At 42.0% G+C, this 16,588-nt stretch carries 17 protein-coding genes; 9 read left to right on the top strand and 8 right to left on the bottom strand.

Annotated features, from left to right (window positions below):
- Positions 1-276 precede the first annotated feature (276 nt).
- On the top strand, positions 277-1,395 hold the full coding sequence (locus ATG70_RS17530; protein WP_098445531.1) for an HD domain-containing phosphohydrolase: 1,119 nt from the start codon (positions 277-279) through the stop codon (positions 1,393-1,395).
- Between the two features lie 31 nt (positions 1,396-1,426).
- Here ATG70_RS17530 and ATG70_RS17525 read toward each other — a convergent pair whose 3' ends face one another.
- Together ATG70_RS17525 and ATG70_RS17520 are read right to left on the bottom strand one after the other, a co-directional pair.
- Complete coding sequence (locus ATG70_RS17525) at positions 1,427-2,371, bottom strand: ATP-grasp domain-containing protein (protein ID WP_098445530.1); 945 nt, start codon at positions 2,369-2,371, stop codon at positions 1,427-1,429.
- Between the two features lie 135 nt (positions 2,372-2,506).
- Positions 2,507-3,739: an aminopeptidase gene (locus tag ATG70_RS17520; protein WP_098445529.1), complete on the bottom strand. Its 1,233-nt coding sequence runs from the start codon at positions 3,737-3,739 to the stop codon at positions 2,507-2,509.
- Positions 3,740-3,988: 249 nt separating this feature from the next.
- On the opposite strand from ATG70_RS17520, the gene msrB reads away from it, so the two are divergent.
- From msrB to ATG70_RS17505, 3 genes are all read left to right on the top strand, one after another.
- Entirely contained in the window at positions 3,989-4,945 is a 957-nt protein-coding gene (msrB, locus tag ATG70_RS17515) for a peptide-methionine (R)-S-oxide reductase MsrB (RefSeq protein WP_098445528.1), read from the top strand.
- Positions 4,942-5,937, top strand: a complete 996-nt coding sequence (locus ATG70_RS17510) for an NAD(P)/FAD-dependent oxidoreductase (RefSeq protein ID WP_098445527.1) — start codon at positions 4,942-4,944, stop codon at positions 5,935-5,937. The genes msrB and ATG70_RS17510 overlap by 4 nt, the downstream gene beginning before the upstream one ends.
- A gap of 115 nt (positions 5,938-6,052) precedes the next feature.
- Entirely contained in the window at positions 6,053-7,129 is a 1,077-nt protein-coding gene (locus ATG70_RS17505; protein WP_098445526.1) for a GGDEF domain-containing protein, read from the top strand.
- Positions 7,130-7,151: 22 nt separating this feature from the next.
- Here ATG70_RS17505 and ATG70_RS17500 read toward each other — a convergent pair whose 3' ends face one another.
- A complete protein-coding gene (locus ATG70_RS17500) occupies positions 7,152-7,967 on the bottom strand; it encodes an MBL fold metallo-hydrolase (RefSeq protein WP_098445525.1) in 816 nt (271 codons plus the stop codon).
- A 143-nt stretch (positions 7,968-8,110) separates the two neighbouring features.
- The gene (locus tag ATG70_RS17495; RefSeq protein ID WP_098445524.1) at positions 8,111-8,533 is read right to left on the bottom strand and encodes an organic hydroperoxide resistance protein; all 423 of its coding nucleotides are present in this window, start codon (positions 8,531-8,533) and stop codon (positions 8,111-8,113) included.
- Between the two features lie 187 nt (positions 8,534-8,720).
- Here ATG70_RS17495 and ATG70_RS17490 point away from each other — a divergent pair, with 187 nt between their 5' ends.
- The 3 genes from ATG70_RS17490 (at position 8,721) to wrbA (ending at position 10,469) form a co-directional block, all read left to right on the top strand.
- Positions 8,721-9,173, top strand: coding sequence for a MarR family winged helix-turn-helix transcriptional regulator (locus ATG70_RS17490; protein ID WP_373560791.1), 453 nt, complete (start codon positions 8,721-8,723; stop codon positions 9,171-9,173).
- Positions 9,174-9,254: 81 nt separating this feature from the next.
- A complete protein-coding gene (locus tag ATG70_RS17485; protein ID WP_273831680.1) occupies positions 9,255-9,704 on the top strand; it encodes a MarR family winged helix-turn-helix transcriptional regulator in 450 nt (149 codons plus the stop codon).
- Positions 9,705-9,839: 135 nt separating this feature from the next.
- On the top strand, positions 9,840-10,469 hold the full coding sequence (gene wrbA, locus ATG70_RS17480) for an NAD(P)H:quinone oxidoreductase (RefSeq protein WP_098445521.1): 630 nt from the start codon (positions 9,840-9,842) through the stop codon (positions 10,467-10,469).
- A 23-nt stretch (positions 10,470-10,492) separates the two neighbouring features.
- Here wrbA and ATG70_RS17475 read toward each other — a convergent pair whose 3' ends face one another.
- Positions 10,493-11,449: a YndJ family protein gene (locus ATG70_RS17475; protein ID WP_098445520.1), complete on the bottom strand. Its 957-nt coding sequence runs from the start codon at positions 11,447-11,449 to the stop codon at positions 10,493-10,495.
- Positions 11,450-11,527: 78 nt separating this feature from the next.
- Here ATG70_RS17475 and ATG70_RS17470 point away from each other — a divergent pair, with 78 nt between their 5' ends.
- On the top strand, positions 11,528-12,406 hold the full coding sequence (locus ATG70_RS17470; RefSeq protein WP_098445519.1) for an NAD(P)-dependent oxidoreductase: 879 nt from the start codon (positions 11,528-11,530) through the stop codon (positions 12,404-12,406).
- An 87-nt stretch (positions 12,407-12,493) separates the two neighbouring features.
- On the opposite strand, the gene ATG70_RS17465 is transcribed toward ATG70_RS17470, so the two are convergent.
- A complete protein-coding gene (locus ATG70_RS17465; protein ID WP_098445518.1) occupies positions 12,494-12,802 on the bottom strand; it encodes a hypothetical protein in 309 nt (102 codons plus the stop codon).
- A 162-nt stretch (positions 12,803-12,964) separates the two neighbouring features.
- On the opposite strand from ATG70_RS17465, the gene ATG70_RS17460 reads away from it, so the two are divergent.
- Positions 12,965-14,251, top strand: a complete 1,287-nt coding sequence (locus ATG70_RS17460; protein WP_098445881.1) for an MFS transporter — start codon at positions 12,965-12,967, stop codon at positions 14,249-14,251.
- Between the two features lie 201 nt (positions 14,252-14,452).
- Here the strand turns inward: ATG70_RS17460 and ATG70_RS17455 are convergent, their stop codons facing one another.
- Both ATG70_RS17455 and ATG70_RS17450 read right to left on the bottom strand, forming a co-directional pair.
- Entirely contained in the window at positions 14,453-15,370 is a 918-nt protein-coding gene (locus tag ATG70_RS17455) for a zinc dependent phospholipase C family protein (protein WP_098445517.1), read from the bottom strand.
- 162 nt (positions 15,371-15,532) lie between these two features.
- Positions 15,533-16,489, bottom strand: a complete 957-nt coding sequence (locus ATG70_RS17450; RefSeq protein ID WP_098445516.1) for an ABC transporter substrate-binding protein — start codon at positions 16,487-16,489, stop codon at positions 15,533-15,535.
- Between the last annotated feature and the right edge of the window lie 99 nt (positions 16,490-16,588).

Raw genomic sequence — 16,588 nt, 5'->3', positions numbered from 1 at the left:
CTGATGCCTTGTTTTTATATACCTATGTCAGTGAATTTAGGAAAGAAGACTGTTTTTATCAAAAACCAAAACCATCTGATGGTTGTAGCAAGTCCAGACAGTTTATTAATGGCAATCATGAAGGTACAAATCGTAGTTGCATTTCATCTTCCTTAATCTACCACCAAATGGTATATACGTGTATGATAGAAGTATTTAATCGATTAGAACGAGGTAGCTGGGAGATTTTTCTCCAAACACTTTGCAATGATCCTATAAAGGGAGGCCGACTCCTAGATGAATGGCCGCTGGAAGAAAGAACTTGAATCAGAGGAACTTCTCGATATCATCTTTGCTTATGCATCGCGTATTACGATTGAGAACAATCTTGATCGCTTTTTGTTGCTGATGGCAGATATGGGGCGGGATATGACGGTTGCCGATCGCTGTATGCTGTGGTTATATGATGAACAAAAAGACGAGTTATGGGCAAAAGTGGAAGAAAAGGCGAAGGAGGTTCGTATACCTGCTTCAAGCGGTTTAGCGGGGTATGTTTTTCAGACGGCAGAACCGCTTGTGATTGAAGATGCCCATCATGACGATCGGTTTCATGCAGACATGGATCTGACTTACAACTATCGAACGAAGTCCGTTATGGTGATTCCACTTAAAAATAAGAAGAACCAGACGCTAGGGGTATATCAAGTGATTAATAAATTAACGAAAGAGGGAGTATTTACGAGCCGTGACGTTAAAAAATTAAGCCTCGCCGCCTCTTATACTGCCCAGGCGCTTGAAGCGGTACTTATGAATATGGAGATGGAGGAAGCACAAAAAGAAATTATCTTCAAAATGGGAGAAATCGGTGAAGTTCGTTCAAAGGAAACAGGCTCTCACGTCAAGCGTGTAGCAGAGTATGCAAAGCTTCTTGCTATTAAATCTGGTTTAAGCGAAGAAGAAGCAGATCTTATCAAAGTCGCCTCCCCCATGCATGATATCGGCAAAGTAGCGATTGCCGATGCGATACTAAATAAGCCAGGCAAACTGTCGAAACAGGAATTTCTTGAAGTGCAGGCCCATGCGAGCATCGGCTATCACCTTCTTGAAAATTCAAAACGAACGATACTAAAAGCAGCAGCGATCATCGCAAAAGAACATCATGAACGTTGGGATGGTAAAGGTTATCCTGAAGGACTAAGTGGAGAGGAAATTCATATTTATGGCCGAATTGTCGCTGTAGCCGATGTATTTGATGCCCTTGCCACGGATCGCCCTTACAAAAAAGCGTGGGCTTTAGAAGATATTCTCGCTCATTTTCAAAATGAAAAAGGAAAGCAGTTTGATCCAGCGTTAATTGACGTCTTTTTAGAAAATCTGCATGGTTTTCTCCAAATAAAAAAACGATACGAAGATTAAAAAGAAAAATAAAGAGCGCACTCGGCGCTCTTTATTTTTGTAGAGAATGGAGGTTAGAAAGTTCTTGAGCGAGCGTGTTAGCGATCGCTTTCATACCAGAAACCCCTGCTTTTCTTTCTGCTTCTGCATTGTAGTTTGTATTTGTGTTCACATCGTAAGTAAAGAGATCACCACGTTCATTTTGAATGCATTCAATCCCTGCGAAAGCAATGCCGTTCGCTTTTAAGAAAGCTTCGTAATTAGCGAGAACAGGATGATCGAAGTTTTCGATCACTTCGAATTTAGGCTTCGGCTCCTCCGTTGTAGGACAGAAAGTATCGCCAACCTGGCACGCATCTGCAGGGCAAAGTTCAAAGCCTTCTGACGTATCAACGCGAACAGCATATAGAAACTTACCACCTACGAATTCACATCGCGTTATGGATGCGTCAGGTGAAGAAATGTACTGTTGAAGCAATGTAATCCCGTCAATTGAATCTTCAAAAGCATCGCTCTTAACATAAGCTTTCAGCGTCTCAGGATTGTTAAATAGCTGAACGCCGAGCCCTTTACCTGCTCGGTTGTGTTTTGTAATAAACGGTTCAGAAAACGCATCCGCTGCTTTTGCAAGATGCTCCTTCCCAACGGAAGCAATGGTTTTTGGTGTAACGATGCCATGTTTTCTCAGGGCTGCATATTGTGCCACTTTGCTTACTTCAAGAGCAAGGGCACGGCTATCATTTAATACTCTTCGACCGTGACTCTCCAACCATTCGAGTACTGCTGCCGTGTATTCAGGAGCATAACGATGATCACGCGTATGAGAAGAGGCACTCATGCGATTATAAAAAATACCGTCTGGCGGTACATCACTTAAATCAAGGCTTCCTTCACTAAGAAACCAGTCTTCGTATGGGACATGAAGCGCCTCAAGTTCTTGCTTGAGAGGCTTTGTCCATTCTTCGTTTTCATGGATGATAAACACTTTCGCGCTCATTTCATGACCTCCTTCATTTATAACCGTTAAAACCTATCATTTTACTCAAGTATAAAGGAGTTTCGGTTAGAATCCTAGTAAAAACGTTTTGTCAAAGCACCAAAAAAGCAGAGCGCACGCGCTCTGCTTAAAGAGCTAGATTGCCCAGTTTCCTTTACGGAAGACCGGCTCACTAGTTCCATCTTCTTTGATTCCATCAATGTCCATTTCAGCGGACCCGATCATAAAGTCAACGTGCGTGACGCTTTCGTTCGCTCCTGCTGCTTCAAGCTCTTCTTTCGACATGGTTTTACCACCTTCTAGGCAGAAAGAATAAGCATTCCCAATCGCAAGGTGATTCGAAGCATTTTCGTCGAAAAGCGTGTTAAAGAAAATGATTCCCGCATTTGAAATAGGTGAATCATGAGGAACGAGCGCTACTTCACCGAGGTAGTGTGCGCCTTCATCTGTTTCGATAAGATGTTGAAGCGTTTCATTGCCTTGCTTCGCTTCAGCTTTAATGATGCGACCTTCTTCAAATGTAAGTGTAAAGTCTTCAATCACTGTTCCACCATAGCTTAGCGGCTTTGTTGAAGAAACAACGCCGTTTACACCGTTTTTATGTGGAATGGTGAACACTTCTTCTGTCGGCATGTTTGCGACAAAATGATTGCCTTTCACATTTTCACTAATACCACCTACCCACTGATGAGCCTGTGGAAGATCAATTGTAAGATCAGTGCCTGGCGCACGGTAGTGTAGCTTGCTGTAATGTTTCGCATTTAAATAGTCCACTTTTTGTTCAAGGTTTGCGCTATGTTCTTTCCATGCTTGAACCGGATTTCCTGTTGATACACGAGTCGCCTGAAAAATGGCTTCCCACAGCTTTGCTTCTTGTTCGTCTTCAGGTGTATCAGGGAATACTTTCTCTGCCCATGCTTTCGAAGGAACTGCGACAACAGACCAGCTGTTGTGATCAGACATAATGTAGTTACGGTAGCCTTCCATTGCCTTTCCTGCTGTTTTGCTAGCATTCGAAATTCGTTCAGGATCGACTCCTTTTAAAAGATCTGGGTTGGAAGATGTAATCGAAAGGAATGCTGCACCGTTTTCAGCCAACTCCTCAAATCCTTTTGCTTTCCATGTTGGAAACTCCTTGAATGCTTCATCTGGTGCCTTGTCATACTTAATACGAGTTAAGCTTTCGTCATTCCACTCAACGTGAACATTCTTTGCACCAGCTTCATAAGCACTTTCTGCAATATTACGCACAAATTCAGCTGATGTGAGAGGAGCGTTTACGACAAGCGTTTGTCCTTTTTGAATATTTACGCCAACTTTAACCGCTAGATCTGCGTATTTCTGAAGATTCTCTTGAAACGTATCCATAGTTAAAGGTCTCCTTTTTCCAAATAGTCATACAACTAAATTGTAGCAGATTTCAATAATTTTAGTAAATTATTCCCTGATTACCTATTGCTAAAGCAAGTTTCTGGCAATAAACCGTCCATTTCGGATATGTTATAGATAGTGAAACTTTGAACTGAGGGAGATTTTCCCCAGAGGTTAGTTGAGCAGGGACCGACAATCACCCTCACTTGAGGTGAGGATAAATCTTCTATATTGGAGTGATAGAGAATGAGTACGAATTATGAGCTTGCAACATTTGCTGGAGGTTGTTTCTGGTGTATGGTTGAACCATTTGAAGAAATGCCCGGCATTCAAAGCATCGTATCGGGCTATACAGGTGGAGAAAAGCCTTATCCAACATACGAGGAAGTGATTTCAAAATCGACAGGGCACGTAGAGGCTGTCCAAATCACATTTGACCCAAATGTTTTCCCATATAGTAAATTGCTTGATCTGTTCTGGCGTCAAATTGACCCGACAGATGCAGGAGGGCAGTTCTTTGATCGCGGTGATACGTATATTACAGCGATCTACACCCATAATGAAGAGCAAGAGCTGCTTGCTGAACAGTCACGCAAAGATTTAGAAGCAAGCGGTCGTTTTTCAAAACCGATCGTGACAAAAATTCTTCCAGCTAAACCATTTTACCCTGCTGAGGATTATCACCAGGATTACCATAAGAAAAATCCTGCTCACTACAATCGCTACAAAAAAGGATCAGGTCGTGCTGATTTTATAGAAAAAAACTGGGCTTTTGAAAAGAACGATGACGAGCTTCGTAGCCGTCTTACAGACATTCAATATGAAGTAACACAAAAAAACGGTACAGAGCGTCCGTTCCAGAACGAGTATTACGATAATGCAAAAGCAGGTATCTATGTGGATATCGTATCGGGTGAACCGTTGTTTAGCTCAACCGATCAGTATGACGCAGGATGCGGCTGGCCAAGTTTTACTCAGCCGATCAACAACCATTTTGTAAAAGAAAAGAAAGACTTCAGTCACTTTATGATTCGAACAGAAGTGCGAAGTAAGGAAGCGGATTCTCATCTCGGTCACGTCTTTAATGATGGACCCGGAGAAAATGGCCTACGCTACTGCATCAATTCAGCAGCGATGAAATTCGTTCCGAAAGAAAGTCTAGAAGAAGAAGGATACGGCGAATACCGAGTATTATTTGAATGAGAGAAGTTGATGTTGCCATCATAGGTGGCGGTATTGCTGGAATTTTGGCGGCTAGAAAGCTAATGAAAGCTGGATTTGAAGTACTTGTACTTGATAAAAGCAAAAGCGTCGGTGGTCGTCTCGCAACAAGGAGAATTGACGGTGGCCGCGCTGATCATGGGGCGCAATTCTTTACCGTTCGAACCGATTCGTTTCAGCAGCTAGTCAATGAATGGGAGACAAACGGCTGGGTATCAAAGTGGTTCGGACAGAAACATGCAAGATATAAAGCAACAAACGGAATGAATCAACTAGTGAAAAATTTAGCAAGTGAAGTCCCGATTCAGCACACGTTTAAAGTGAACCGCATCATTCGCGATGATGAAAAATATGTGGTCATTTCTGAGGAAGGTGAGCAAGTAACATCCAATGCGATTCTTCTAACGCCACCAGCACCTCAAACGGTACAGTTATTGGAAAGAAGCGATGTGCTTTTTTCAGAAGTTACAATGAAATCACTTAGGAACATCCATTTCGATCCTGCGCTCGTTTGTCTTATGACGTTAAAGGGTGAACTCGCTTTTCTCGTGCCTGACGGTCACAAGGACACCGATTTACCTGATGGCATTGAGCGTGTTGTGGATAGTCATGCTAAGGGAATTTCTGAGGAAAAAATCCTAACCATTTATGCAACGTCTGATTTCTCAAAAGCTTATTATGATCATGGCGATGATGATATCCTAGATGAAATAGTATCGAGGTTAGATTTTCTCCTTCCAAATGAATTTATTAATGATCGGCAGTTAAAAAGATGGCGCTACGCTCAGACAGACCGCGTCTATCCTCATCCGTTTCTACAGATGTCTATGAGTGAAGCTGTTTTCGTGGCAGGAGATGCTTTCTTACATGAAGAGGATGAAACAGGAAAAACGCGAATCGAAAGTGCGGTCATATCAGGGCTATCTGTCGCCGATGCCATGCAGCAGTTTTTGAACGGGAAGGCTTCTACGTGAAGCCTTCTTTTTTTTATTGGAATGTTTTAGAAAGTTATGAAAACAATCGATTGTCTAGTCGATTTTCGTTATAATAGAATATGTGGAAAAAATTTCATTATTGAAAAAGGTCAACATGAAAAGGGTTGAAAATGAAGTGAATGTGAGAACACAAAGCGATCATTCGATAGAAACGATTTTATCCCTATTTCGATGGGTTTTTCTCGTTATTGCAGGTGGATATTACTACTTACTTTTACAAGGAACGAGCCTCTCTTTTTTAGTTTTGTTTTTATTTGGTGTCGTTTATATGACGATTGCTGAATTTGCGCTTCACCGTACTCCTTTGAACACAAAAAGATATCAATATATGACTAAATTAAGCGTGGTTTTTGATTACGTTGCGTTTCTCTGGTTGATTGCCCTTACTGGTGGTGCAGAAAGTTCTTTGTTTCCCATCGCTTACTTAATTATTTTACATGTTGCCGTATATTGGAAATTTATCGGTGGTATGGTTGCAGCTCTTTTACTTGGCGGTGGATATACCGGTGTTCTTATCTTTAGTGGTTATTCGTTTACCGACGAAGGGCTTTTTGTTTATCTTTTAGACTTAATGTTTTTAATGTTTATTGGGTTATTAGGGGGGATTATCGTTTCGAGAGAGCGAATGATGCGCTCGAAAAACACGCAGCTAGAGGACATCGCTCGAAAAGATTTTTTAACAGAACTCTACAATCACAGGTCATTCCAAGAAGATTTACGTTACTGTGCTGAACAGGGGAATCCGGTACTTGTTGTTCTTTCCGATATTGATTATTTTAAAGCGGTGAATGATCAATTCGGACATATGGTTGGCGATCATGTATTGCGTAAAATTGGTGACATTTTCAAAAACCAAATCGGAACGAGTGGAAGAGCATATCGATATGGAGGAGAAGAACTTGCTATTCTACTTGATGCAACAAATATAGAAGAAGCGAAAGAGCGTCTTGAAACGATTCAACTAGCAATTCGAAATACGACGTTTACGGCGGACGGTGATCGCTTTAGCATAACAATGAGCTTTGGCACAGCACTTTTCCCATTCGAAAATGGCATGACGCCTTGTTTGAAACTGGCAGATGAACGTTTGTATTTAGCGAAGAAACAGGGGAGAAATATCATTTACTGGTATGACCAATATATAGATAAAAGCTCGCGTCTCAGACCTTAAAAAGGAAGACGTGAGCTTTTTGTTATTGTAATCCGTTTTTATGTAAGATCGACGTAATAATATGCTTGGATGAATTCTCAAAGAGAGAAAAGTAATTGAGGACATGTCGATCAGGAAAAAGTTCCTTCTGAATAACAGAGGCAGGCTTTCCATCACTGTGTTTTTGGAGCACCTGGTTCTGTATGGAAAGAAGATAATGAAGCTTTTCCTCCAGTCGCTTCCGTCCATTTTGCAAAATGCCGGCATGAGAACAAAAAACGGTGTCAAAATCATAACGTAAAACATGATGAAGCGATTGAATCACGTCCGGAATGGATTCAAACGCGAAAATGCTTTTAGGGTGACTCATCACATAAAGATCACCAGTAAACAGCCATCCCTGATTCTGTTCTAGTAGAGCAAGATGATCAGGAGCATGCCCCGGCGTATGAAGCAATTCAAATGTATAATGCTTCGTTTTAATGCGATGCTCAATTCCCTTTGGGGCAAAAGGCTTTCTAGATCCCCAAAATACTCTTCGGTACAGTGGAAGATGAGGCTTATCGCGACAAAGGGGAATCCCAGTCGGATGGATGTAGATTGGAATCGACCCAGATACGATTGAAGCATTTCCAGTATGATCTTCATGGTGATGCGTTAAGATTATTTGGGTATAGCGTTCATTTGAAAGAAAATCACTGATTTCTTTTTGAAGACGACTTGGACCACAGTCGATTAAAAGTTCGTCAACAAGGTACATATAGACATTCATTCGAACGCCGCCAAGTTGAAAGGTTCCTTTTACCGCTTGAACCCCATCAAATTCTGAAACGGTGAGCAAATTCATCACACCTTCCACTAATCTACTTCTAGTATAGCGATTTTAGCGTAGAAATAAAGGTGAACTGTTGGGGGGAAGAGTGGATTTTGGCTAAAGTTTGATTTTATTGGCCAAACCTTAAAAAAGAGCTGCCGACGATCGGCAGCTCTTTCGCATTTCACTTATTTCGCGATGGTCTCTAATTCAACTTCCATATTTCCACGCGTTGCTCTTGAGTAAGGGCACGTTTGGTGCGCAGCTTCGACAAGCTCCTCGGCAGTTGCTTGATCAACGCCAGGGATCGTAACGTGAAGTTTCGCGCTAAGGCCAACTGCGCCGTCCTCTTCTTTTCCGATCGAAATGTGAGCTTCAACTACCGTATCTTTAATTTTAATACGTTTCATGCGGGCAACCATGTTTAATGCGCTATCGAAACAAGCGGCATATCCAGCTGCAAACAGTTGTTCAGGATTTGTTGCTTCTCCCCCCTGACCACCAAGTTCCTTTGGCATACGAAGATCCATATTGATTACGCCGTCTGAAGATTCTACTTTACCCTGTCTACCGCCGTGAGCAGATGCTTTTGCTGTGTATAGTGAATTCATAATAAAATTCCTCCTTGTTATTTAAGTTGTGCACAATTTAATTTTACAAGATTAAATATAACGCACCACTTTTCATCTGTCAACAAAGGGGAACTCGTTCTTCTTGTAAAAAGTTAGGAAATGCTCATGTTGACAACACGGCTAAATCGGGATAAGTTGATTGTGCACAACTTATTGTAAAGAAGGGATTACTATGAACCATAATGAACAATTAAAACTAGAGAATCAGCTCTGTTTTTCTGTATATGCCTGTTCAAGAGAAATTACGAAGATGTATCGTCCATATTTAGATCAGCTTGGCCTGACGTATCCGCAATATCTTGTCTTACTTGTTCTTTGGGAGCATCATGAAACAACGGTAAAAGCGCTCGGTGCCGAACTTTACTTAGATTCCGGTACGTTAACGCCGCTGTTAAAAAGGATGGAAGAAGCGGGTCTTGTGAAACGAGAACGTTCAAAAGAAGATGAGCGTAGAGTGATGGTTCATTTAACGCCAAAAGGGGAAGAGTTAAGAGATAAAGCCTCCATTATTCCTGACGCGATGGCGGCAAATAGTGGCTTATCGAAAGAAGAATTCAAGAAAGCACTAACAGGATTTCAACAGCTGCTCGATCATATTCACTCTGTTAATGAAAAATAGTACCTTCTTTTTTGAAAGAGTTGACAGAAGGAATTGGAATTAAGTATAATTATCTCGAATTCAAGATATTAGAAGTTAAGGGTGAACGTTATGAATGAAAAAGATCGTGAGCTTTCACTAAAGCTATTCATTGTCCTGGCTAGATCGAATCGCTCTGTTACCGATCATATTAAAACAGATATTCAAAGCTATGGACTGAATCCAACGGAATTTGCTGTTCTCGAATTGCTTTATCACAAAGGTAATCAGCCATTACAACAAATTGGTGAGAAAATTTTACTCGCAAGTGGAAGCATTACGTATGTGGTCGATAAACTTGAAGGAAAAGGGTACTTAACGCGTAATCCATGCCCGAACGATCGTCGGATTACACATGCCGTTATCACAGATGAAGGTAAAAAGTTAATGGATCGTATTTTCCCTAACCATGAGAAACAAGTACAATCCATTTTTGCCGGATTGGACGAACAAGAGAAAGAAACGGCTATTACATTACTGAAAAAATTGGGTCATTACGCGGAGGAGCTGTAAAAGCTTCTCTTTTTTTATCCATTTTTACCCTTTTAAATGTTTGAATTAAGAAGAGAAGGGTATATCTCGAAGTAGAGATAAGTGAATTCAAAGTAAATGGCGAACAAAACGATCCGAGTGAAAAGGAGTGGAAAAATGAGTACAAAGATTTTAATTCCGTATTACAGCGCGTATGGTCATATTTACGAAATGGTTCAGTCAGTAGCTGAAGGTGCAAAAGGCGCTGGAGATGTAGAAGTGAAAATCGTGAAGATACCAGAATTTGATGTCGTGAAACAAGCGATGTCGGATCAACCACCTTACGTTGAAGCACAAGAAGCACAAAACAGTATTTCTGAAGCGACGCTTGATGATTTACGCTGGGCTGACGGGATTATCTGGGGAGTCCCAACTCGCTATGGTTCCATGCCTGCTCAAATGAAACAATACCTTGATTCAGCGGGATCACTTTGGATGAATGGTGAATTAGAAGGGAAAGCGACGGCGGTTGTTACAAGTACCGCTTCGATTCATGGGGGACAAGAAACGACAGCACTCACAACATTTGTTCCGCTTATGCACTTTGGTTTGATCTATGTTGGGCTGCCATATGGCGAGAATCCTGAGCAGCTAACAACAGATGGGATTGGAGGCTCTCCTTATGCCGCTTCAACTCTTGCGGGTGGCGATGGTTCAAGAACGCCAGTTGAAGCTGAACGAACGATGGCTTCCCGCCTTGGTGCACGCGTTGCAAAGGTTGCAGGCGCCTTAAAAAATATAAAATAGGCGAAAAACCAGCTTCTCACATTCTACAACGAGAGGCTGGTTTTTTTGATTTGCTTCGTCTCCTGCATCGCTGTTACGCCTAGCAGTCCAAAGAGTGAAAAGCCGAATGTATTCACAAAACCATGAAAAAAGACCATTAAAGGGATGCCGAGAATCACCGTTTCATTAATATGAGCAAATCCATAGATCATCGCGGAGCTCATTGAAAACAGGAGAGAAGCGAATGAAATTGACAACAGCATTTGCACCGAATACTCAAGTGTTGGCACTAAGTAGACGAGGCAAAGGATTGAAAAAACAATCAGCGGCGTAACAAATTCAACGACTGAAATAAACTCAAGAATAGGTAATGAATCTGAAAGCGTAATTCCTGCTGCGATAAACGGTGGGCCAAATAAGACAAGGATGGCGATCAGTTTAAACCAGGGTTTTAAGTTTGGAGCTTTTGCAAGCAGACGTTTTCCAATGAACGCCATCGTGATCGGTGTAATAAATGCCGCATAATGAAAATGAATGGATGTAAGCAGTACGATAACATCGCTAAAATGAAGAATTTGCATACCTGAACGATGCAAAATAAGCCAGAGTCCACCGATGCAAATGTACATCAATCCAAGTTGGATTAACACATCAAAAATCGTGCTTTTTTTCCATGTTTGCAAGAGGCGCGTGAATCCATAAAGCGCAATTAAAATGGTTGTAAGTAACCATGGAACGGCTAGTAGAACCGCTAACATTCCTTGTTCAAGAAAGAAAGAGTTGCCCGCTAGTACAGCTGAAACAAGTTGTAAACGGGTGGCATGATGGTAGAAAACATTCTTTTTTTGCGGTACGAGGTTCAGCGTTAGCGGAACGAGTACCAGATAGGCGAACATTAATAAAATCATCACATATTGAAGCGTATCGATCGGGGTAGTGATCAATTTTGTTACAACGAACGCAATCCATATAAATAGACCGGCAAAACTACTTGTTTTCATTAGGAATTCACCTCTTCTTTAGTGTACGATGAAGACAAGTGTTAGAAAAGGAAATTCTGGGAAGAGAGGCGATTTACTATGGAGAAAAAGCCAGTACTCGGGTTTATTGGAATCGGCGTTATGGGAGAAAGCATGGTTCGAAACTTGATCAAAGCAGGATACCGGACCCTTATCTCAACGCGAACAAAACAGAAGGCTGAAGCCCTTATTCAAGAAGGGGCAGAATGGTACGACGAAGTGAAGGATGTGGCAGCGAATGCTGACGTGATGATCACGATGGTCGGTTACCCGAAAGATGTGGAAGAGGTCTACATAGGTGAGAATGGGCTCCTTGAACATGCACGAGCACATTCTATTTTAATTGATATGACCACCTCAAGCCCCGCGCTAGCCGAAGAAATCTATCAGCATGCTTTGTCTAAGCAGCTCTACGCTCTCGATGCGCCTGTATCAGGGGGAGACGTTGGTGCCAGGGAAGGAAAGCTATCGATTATGGTCGGTGGCGAATTAGAAGTCTTTGAAAAGGTACAGCCTATTTTTGAAGTAATTGGTCAAAACATCGTTCTCCAAGGGCCAGCTGGAGCAGGCCAACATACGAAAATGTGCAACCAAATCGCGATCGCGAGTAACATGATTGGCGTTTCTGAAGCGATTGTTTATGCTGAAAAAGCAGGATTAAATCCGACAACGGTCCTTGAGAGCATTGAATTCGGTGCTGCTGGAAGCTGGTCACTAAGCAATCTGGCACCAAGAATGATCTCTAATCGGTTCGAGCCTGGCTTTTATGTAAAGCATTTTATAAAAGATATGACGATTGCTCTTGAGTCCGCCAAACAAATGGGAATGCTAACTCCAGGACTTGAACTGTCGAAGAAATTATATGAAGATCTTGCTGAGCGTGGCGAGGAAGATAGTGGCACGCAGGCACTCGTAAAGTTATTTCGCGATACAAACTAAACGAAGCCCCGGAGCTTATGCTCCGGGGCTTTCATTGAGATTAAAAGGGAAGTTTCCCTCTCCTATCGAATAAACTCTATGAAACAACTACTTCTCGGGTTTTGAACGTTTTTCGATTTCTTCAGATACGACAAATGCAAGATCATCATTACCAAAGAGGGAAAGGACACCCATTACCGTTTGATCAGGGATATGTTCTGATTCTTCTTTCGGCACGACGAGCTCGATGCTTTGCTTGAGAGCAGGGTTGTTGATTTGATCAGGATAAGCTTTCTCGTAAAGCGTTTCTGGATTCAAGTCATTGTTGACGCACCACTGGGCAAAGACGAGAATCATCATGTTTTCATCACGCTGATAGTTTTCGATCACTTTGTTTTGAATATCATTTTGGTCCATAGGACGACCTCCGTTTCATCACTCTACCGTTAGTGTACTCGCACCAAGAATGTGTGGCAAGTCTGCTCGTTGTAAAAGGTTTATGAAGAATATTCCATCGCGAAGAATGACACGTTGAGACCTGATATGCTGAAAGAAAATGAACATCATGGGGGCAAAGAAATGAGGAAAAAAGAGATTCGTAGCTGGATGATGTATGACTTTGCCAATTCTGCTTTCGCAACAACAATGATGGCAGCCGTTTTACCCGTCTTCTATTATGATGTTGCTGCCAAAAACATTGATCAAAGTCTTGCTACTTCTTACTGGGGCTATTCGCAATCGATCGCTGTTTTAATTGTTGCGATTTTGGCACCTGTACTCGGTGCCATTGCCGATTACTCCAATTCTAAAAAAGTATTTTTGCGCTTTTTTGCCTACATGGGAATGATCGCAAGCATCTTAATGGCGTTTGTTGGCGAGGGAGGCTACCTGTTTGCTTCAATTCTATTAATCTTTGGTACGATCGGTTTCTCGGGAAGCAACGTCTTTTACGATGCGTTTTTACCGGAAATCGCAAAAGGAGAAGAGATTGATCGCATTTCAGCAAGAGGTTATGCGTTTGGGTATATTGGCGGTGGCCTGCTCCTTCTCGTGAATCTGATGATGATCCTAAATCCATCCTGGTTTTTTCTTCCGAACACGCTTGTCGCAACGCAACTTTCATTCGCAAGCGTTGGCGTATGGTGGTTTATCTTCTCCATCCCCATGTTCAAAAACGTGAAAGAAGTGGAACATACTCAGCCTAAGTTAAGTGGCTCCTACGCGACGATCGGGTTTAAAAGGCTTCGCACGACGTTCAAGGAGTTAAACCACTACAAACAGCTTCTTCTTTTCCTTGTCGCTTTCTGGTTATTTAACGATGGAATATCGACCATTATAAAAATGGCGACGATTTATGGCAGGGATATCGGCATCGATGCGAATGATTTAATCGCAGCGCTCCTTATCACGCAGTTTGTAGGAATTCCCTTCGCGTTTTTATTTGGCTACTTGGCTAAAAAAATTCGCCCTAAGCGAGCACTTATGCTCGCACTGTGGATTTACGTTGGGATTGTTTTTCTCGGTTATTTCATGACTACTGCCACGCATTTCTATCTGCTTGCCATAATGGTCGGCATTGTTCAGGGAGGCGCTCAGGCATTAAGTCGATCGATTTTTGGAAGCATGGTTCCCGATCACAGACATGCAGAGTTTTACGGATTTTACGGTATTTCCGCTAAATTTTCAGCGATTTTCGGTCCTTTTCTCTTTGCCTTCGTTGGCCAAGTAACTGGATCAAGCCGTCTTGGTATCGTTTCACTCGTCGTCTTTTTCCTAGCAGGCATCTATTTACTTAACAAAGTAAACATCGATCAAGGGAAAGAGCAGGCGAAGGTTGTTATGGCAAATGAAGGGCTGGATGTGTAGGGGTTGATGGAATCGCGGAAAAAATCTTAAATTCGCGGGATTAATCGTACTTTTCGCGGAAAAAAAATGAAATATCGCGGAATTATCCAGAAAATCAGCGGAATTACCGATCATCGAACGTAAAAGTCAGTTCCCAGGCCACAAATGAGGCTCAGAGCAGCATATCCACCTGCTCTGAGCCTTTTTCTATCTTGAAACCCCTTACAAAATGGGGTCGAAGTGTTTTAATTCAAGTGGAAGGGTGCTATCTTTTCCTGTGTCATACGAGCGGTTGCCAATTTGTGTCTTCAGTTCCGTCATACAATTTTCTTCGTTATGCCAGTAGTCTTGGATGAGAGGGAGGATGTTCGTTGCTTCTTCTTTCGCTTGCTCAAGCAGCTCTTCAAAAGTTGCGGTTGATTCCTCGTCTTTCACTGCGGGGTGAATCCATGGCGTACCTTCTCGATTTAAATAATCTTCATCACCGATTTGTTTTCGATAGGAAAAAGAGGAGACTTGTTTCTTTAAAAGCTGATTTTTCCAGCCGTGCGGGTCAAATAATAGTTTAAGCGCAAGCACCATATCGCGATAAGATTGGTTAATGTAATCCTCTGGCATGCGTTCAGCTGTCTCAGGATAAAAGGATTGAATACATTCATAAAGCATCAGCTCAATGGGAGGATAGAGTGATTTTCCAATTTGGATTTCTTGATAAACGGGGGTTTTCCAAGTTTCCACATCTTTATATTCTTTCATCAAAATGGTATCAATAATAATTTCAAGCTGCTGATGTCTGTTGCCTTCAAGGCCAGAACGGTAGTGGATATAGGGGTGAGTGTTTCGATCCAGAATATGATGCGTCACAAAGCCAAGAATATAAGCTCGCAGCATCGGATCATCTTGCTTTCCATATTCAATCATTTCCATGAGGAATGGGCCGCAATGATCTTGATGAAGAGCAGAACCAACTTCCTGCACCGGCTTATTTTTTTTCCACGGCCAGAAATTATGGTAAAAGAAAGGGTCAGGTCCCTGAGCACCAAGTCGAAAGTAAGGCAGGTCACCTTTGATCGTGTTCCATATGCCGGCTTCCATCGCAGCTTCTTCACCGAATAAAATATGTGTCCAGACATTTGGCATCGATTGATCCCCTCCTTATGTGTCTTTCTACTAGTATACCTGATGAGAACCTGTCTTCTTGCCACTTTCTTATGAAAAGAAAACCTTCTCCTGATCCAATTCCCTTTTTTGTGAAAGGATAATCAAAAAAAAGCCCGGCATTAGCCGAGCTTTCATTAAAATTTATTCACCTAAAAAGACGTCTTTGATATCATCGAGCATCAAGTTAGCGGAAAGTACGCCACCAGACGTATTCCAAATCGCATCACTTACTTCATGAACATTTCCGTCTTTTACAACCTGTAGATTGTTCCAAAGCGGATCATTCGTCCATTCTTCAGCAGTGGAATTCGCTTCACCGTCTCCAGCTTCATATGTGAAGTAGAAAAGGACGTCGCCATCCATTTCTGGGATGCGTTCTTTTGTTGCTTCTGCCATAAAGTCATCTTTTTGCTGAGATTCTGGACGAGCAAAGCCGAGCTGCTCAAGAATAACCCCTGAGAAAGAGTCTTTGTAGTAAATTCTCGTTTGGCCAGCTAGGAAACGTACAACGGAGACCTTTTTGTCTAGCTGATCACCTAGCTCCTCGCTCATTGAATCAATGCGATCACTATAGGCATTCATTACTTCTTCGCCTTTATCTTCTTTGTTTAGTGCTTTGGCATAAAATTCGAAGTTCTCCTGCCAGTCACCTTTTAACGTTTCGGAATAAACCGTTGGAGCGATTGCACTAAGCTGATCATAAATGTCTTCCTGACGAAGCTTATTTCCGATAATGAGATCAGGTTTTAATGCGGCAACAGCTTCAAGGTTTACTTCACTTTCCGTTCCAACAACTTCAACGTCTTTCATGTCGTCAGAAATATGATCGTACCACGGATCACCGAGCCATGATTGCACTGCACCGACAGGTTTTACATCCATAGCAAGTAAAGCTTCCGTTCCTTCATTTGTTAAAATAACAACTTTTTCAGGATTCTGTGGAACTTCTGTTTCCCCCATCGCGTGCTTGACTGTTCGGGTTGTTTCCTCTTCCTGTTTTTCACCTGAGCTGCTATTTTCATTATTTCCGTTCGTTCCACAAGCAGCTAGAATCATAAATGCTGCGAGGCAAACGATGAGCCAACTTTTTTTGAACATATGTATTTCCTCCTTATTAGTGATAATCGTTTTCATTTACGATGTAATCATACTGAATTGTCACACAAGAGTCAATAGTTAAATGAGATTGATTCTCAA

Origin of the sequence: Bacillus sp. es.036 (assembly GCF_002563635.1) — a bacterium.
Taxonomy (GTDB): Bacteria; Bacillota; Bacilli; order Bacillales; family Guptibacillaceae; genus Guptibacillus.
Note: the sequence above shows the minus strand (reverse complement) of the source record. Positions and strands in the feature narration are given on the sequence as shown.

Coding starts and splice junctions, on each gene's coding strand:
- ATG70_RS17530 (WP_098445531.1), top strand. CDS start 277: ATGAATGGCCGCTGGAAGAAAGAACTTGAATCAGAGGAACTTCTCGAT.
- ATG70_RS17525 (WP_098445530.1), bottom strand. CDS start 2,371: ATGAGCGCGAAAGTGTTTATCATCCATGAAAACGAAGAATGGACAAAG.
- ATG70_RS17520 (WP_098445529.1), bottom strand. CDS start 3,739: ATGGATACGTTTCAAGAGAATCTTCAGAAATACGCAGATCTAGCGGTT.
- msrB (WP_098445528.1), top strand. CDS start 3,989: ATGAGTACGAATTATGAGCTTGCAACATTTGCTGGAGGTTGTTTCTGG.
- ATG70_RS17510 (WP_098445527.1), top strand. CDS start 4,942: ATGAGAGAAGTTGATGTTGCCATCATAGGTGGCGGTATTGCTGGAATT.
- ATG70_RS17505 (WP_098445526.1), top strand. CDS start 6,053: ATGAAAAGGGTTGAAAATGAAGTGAATGTGAGAACACAAAGCGATCAT.
- ATG70_RS17495 (WP_098445524.1), bottom strand. CDS start 8,533: ATGAATTCACTATACACAGCAAAAGCATCTGCTCACGGCGGTAGACAG.
- wrbA (WP_098445521.1), top strand. CDS start 9,840: ATGAGTACAAAGATTTTAATTCCGTATTACAGCGCGTATGGTCATATT.
- ATG70_RS17475 (WP_098445520.1), bottom strand. CDS start 11,449: ATGAAAACAAGTAGTTTTGCCGGTCTATTTATATGGATTGCGTTCGTT.
- ATG70_RS17470 (WP_098445519.1), top strand. CDS start 11,528: ATGGAGAAAAAGCCAGTACTCGGGTTTATTGGAATCGGCGTTATGGGA.
- ATG70_RS17465 (WP_098445518.1), bottom strand. CDS start 12,802: ATGGACCAAAATGATATTCAAAACAAAGTGATCGAAAACTATCAGCGT.
- ATG70_RS17460 (WP_098445881.1), top strand. CDS start 12,965: ATGAGGAAAAAAGAGATTCGTAGCTGGATGATGTATGACTTTGCCAAT.
- ATG70_RS17455 (WP_098445517.1), bottom strand. CDS start 15,370: ATGCCAAATGTCTGGACACATATTTTATTCGGTGAAGAAGCTGCGATG.
- ATG70_RS17450 (WP_098445516.1), bottom strand. CDS start 16,489: ATGTTCAAAAAAAGTTGGCTCATCGTTTGCCTCGCAGCATTTATGATT.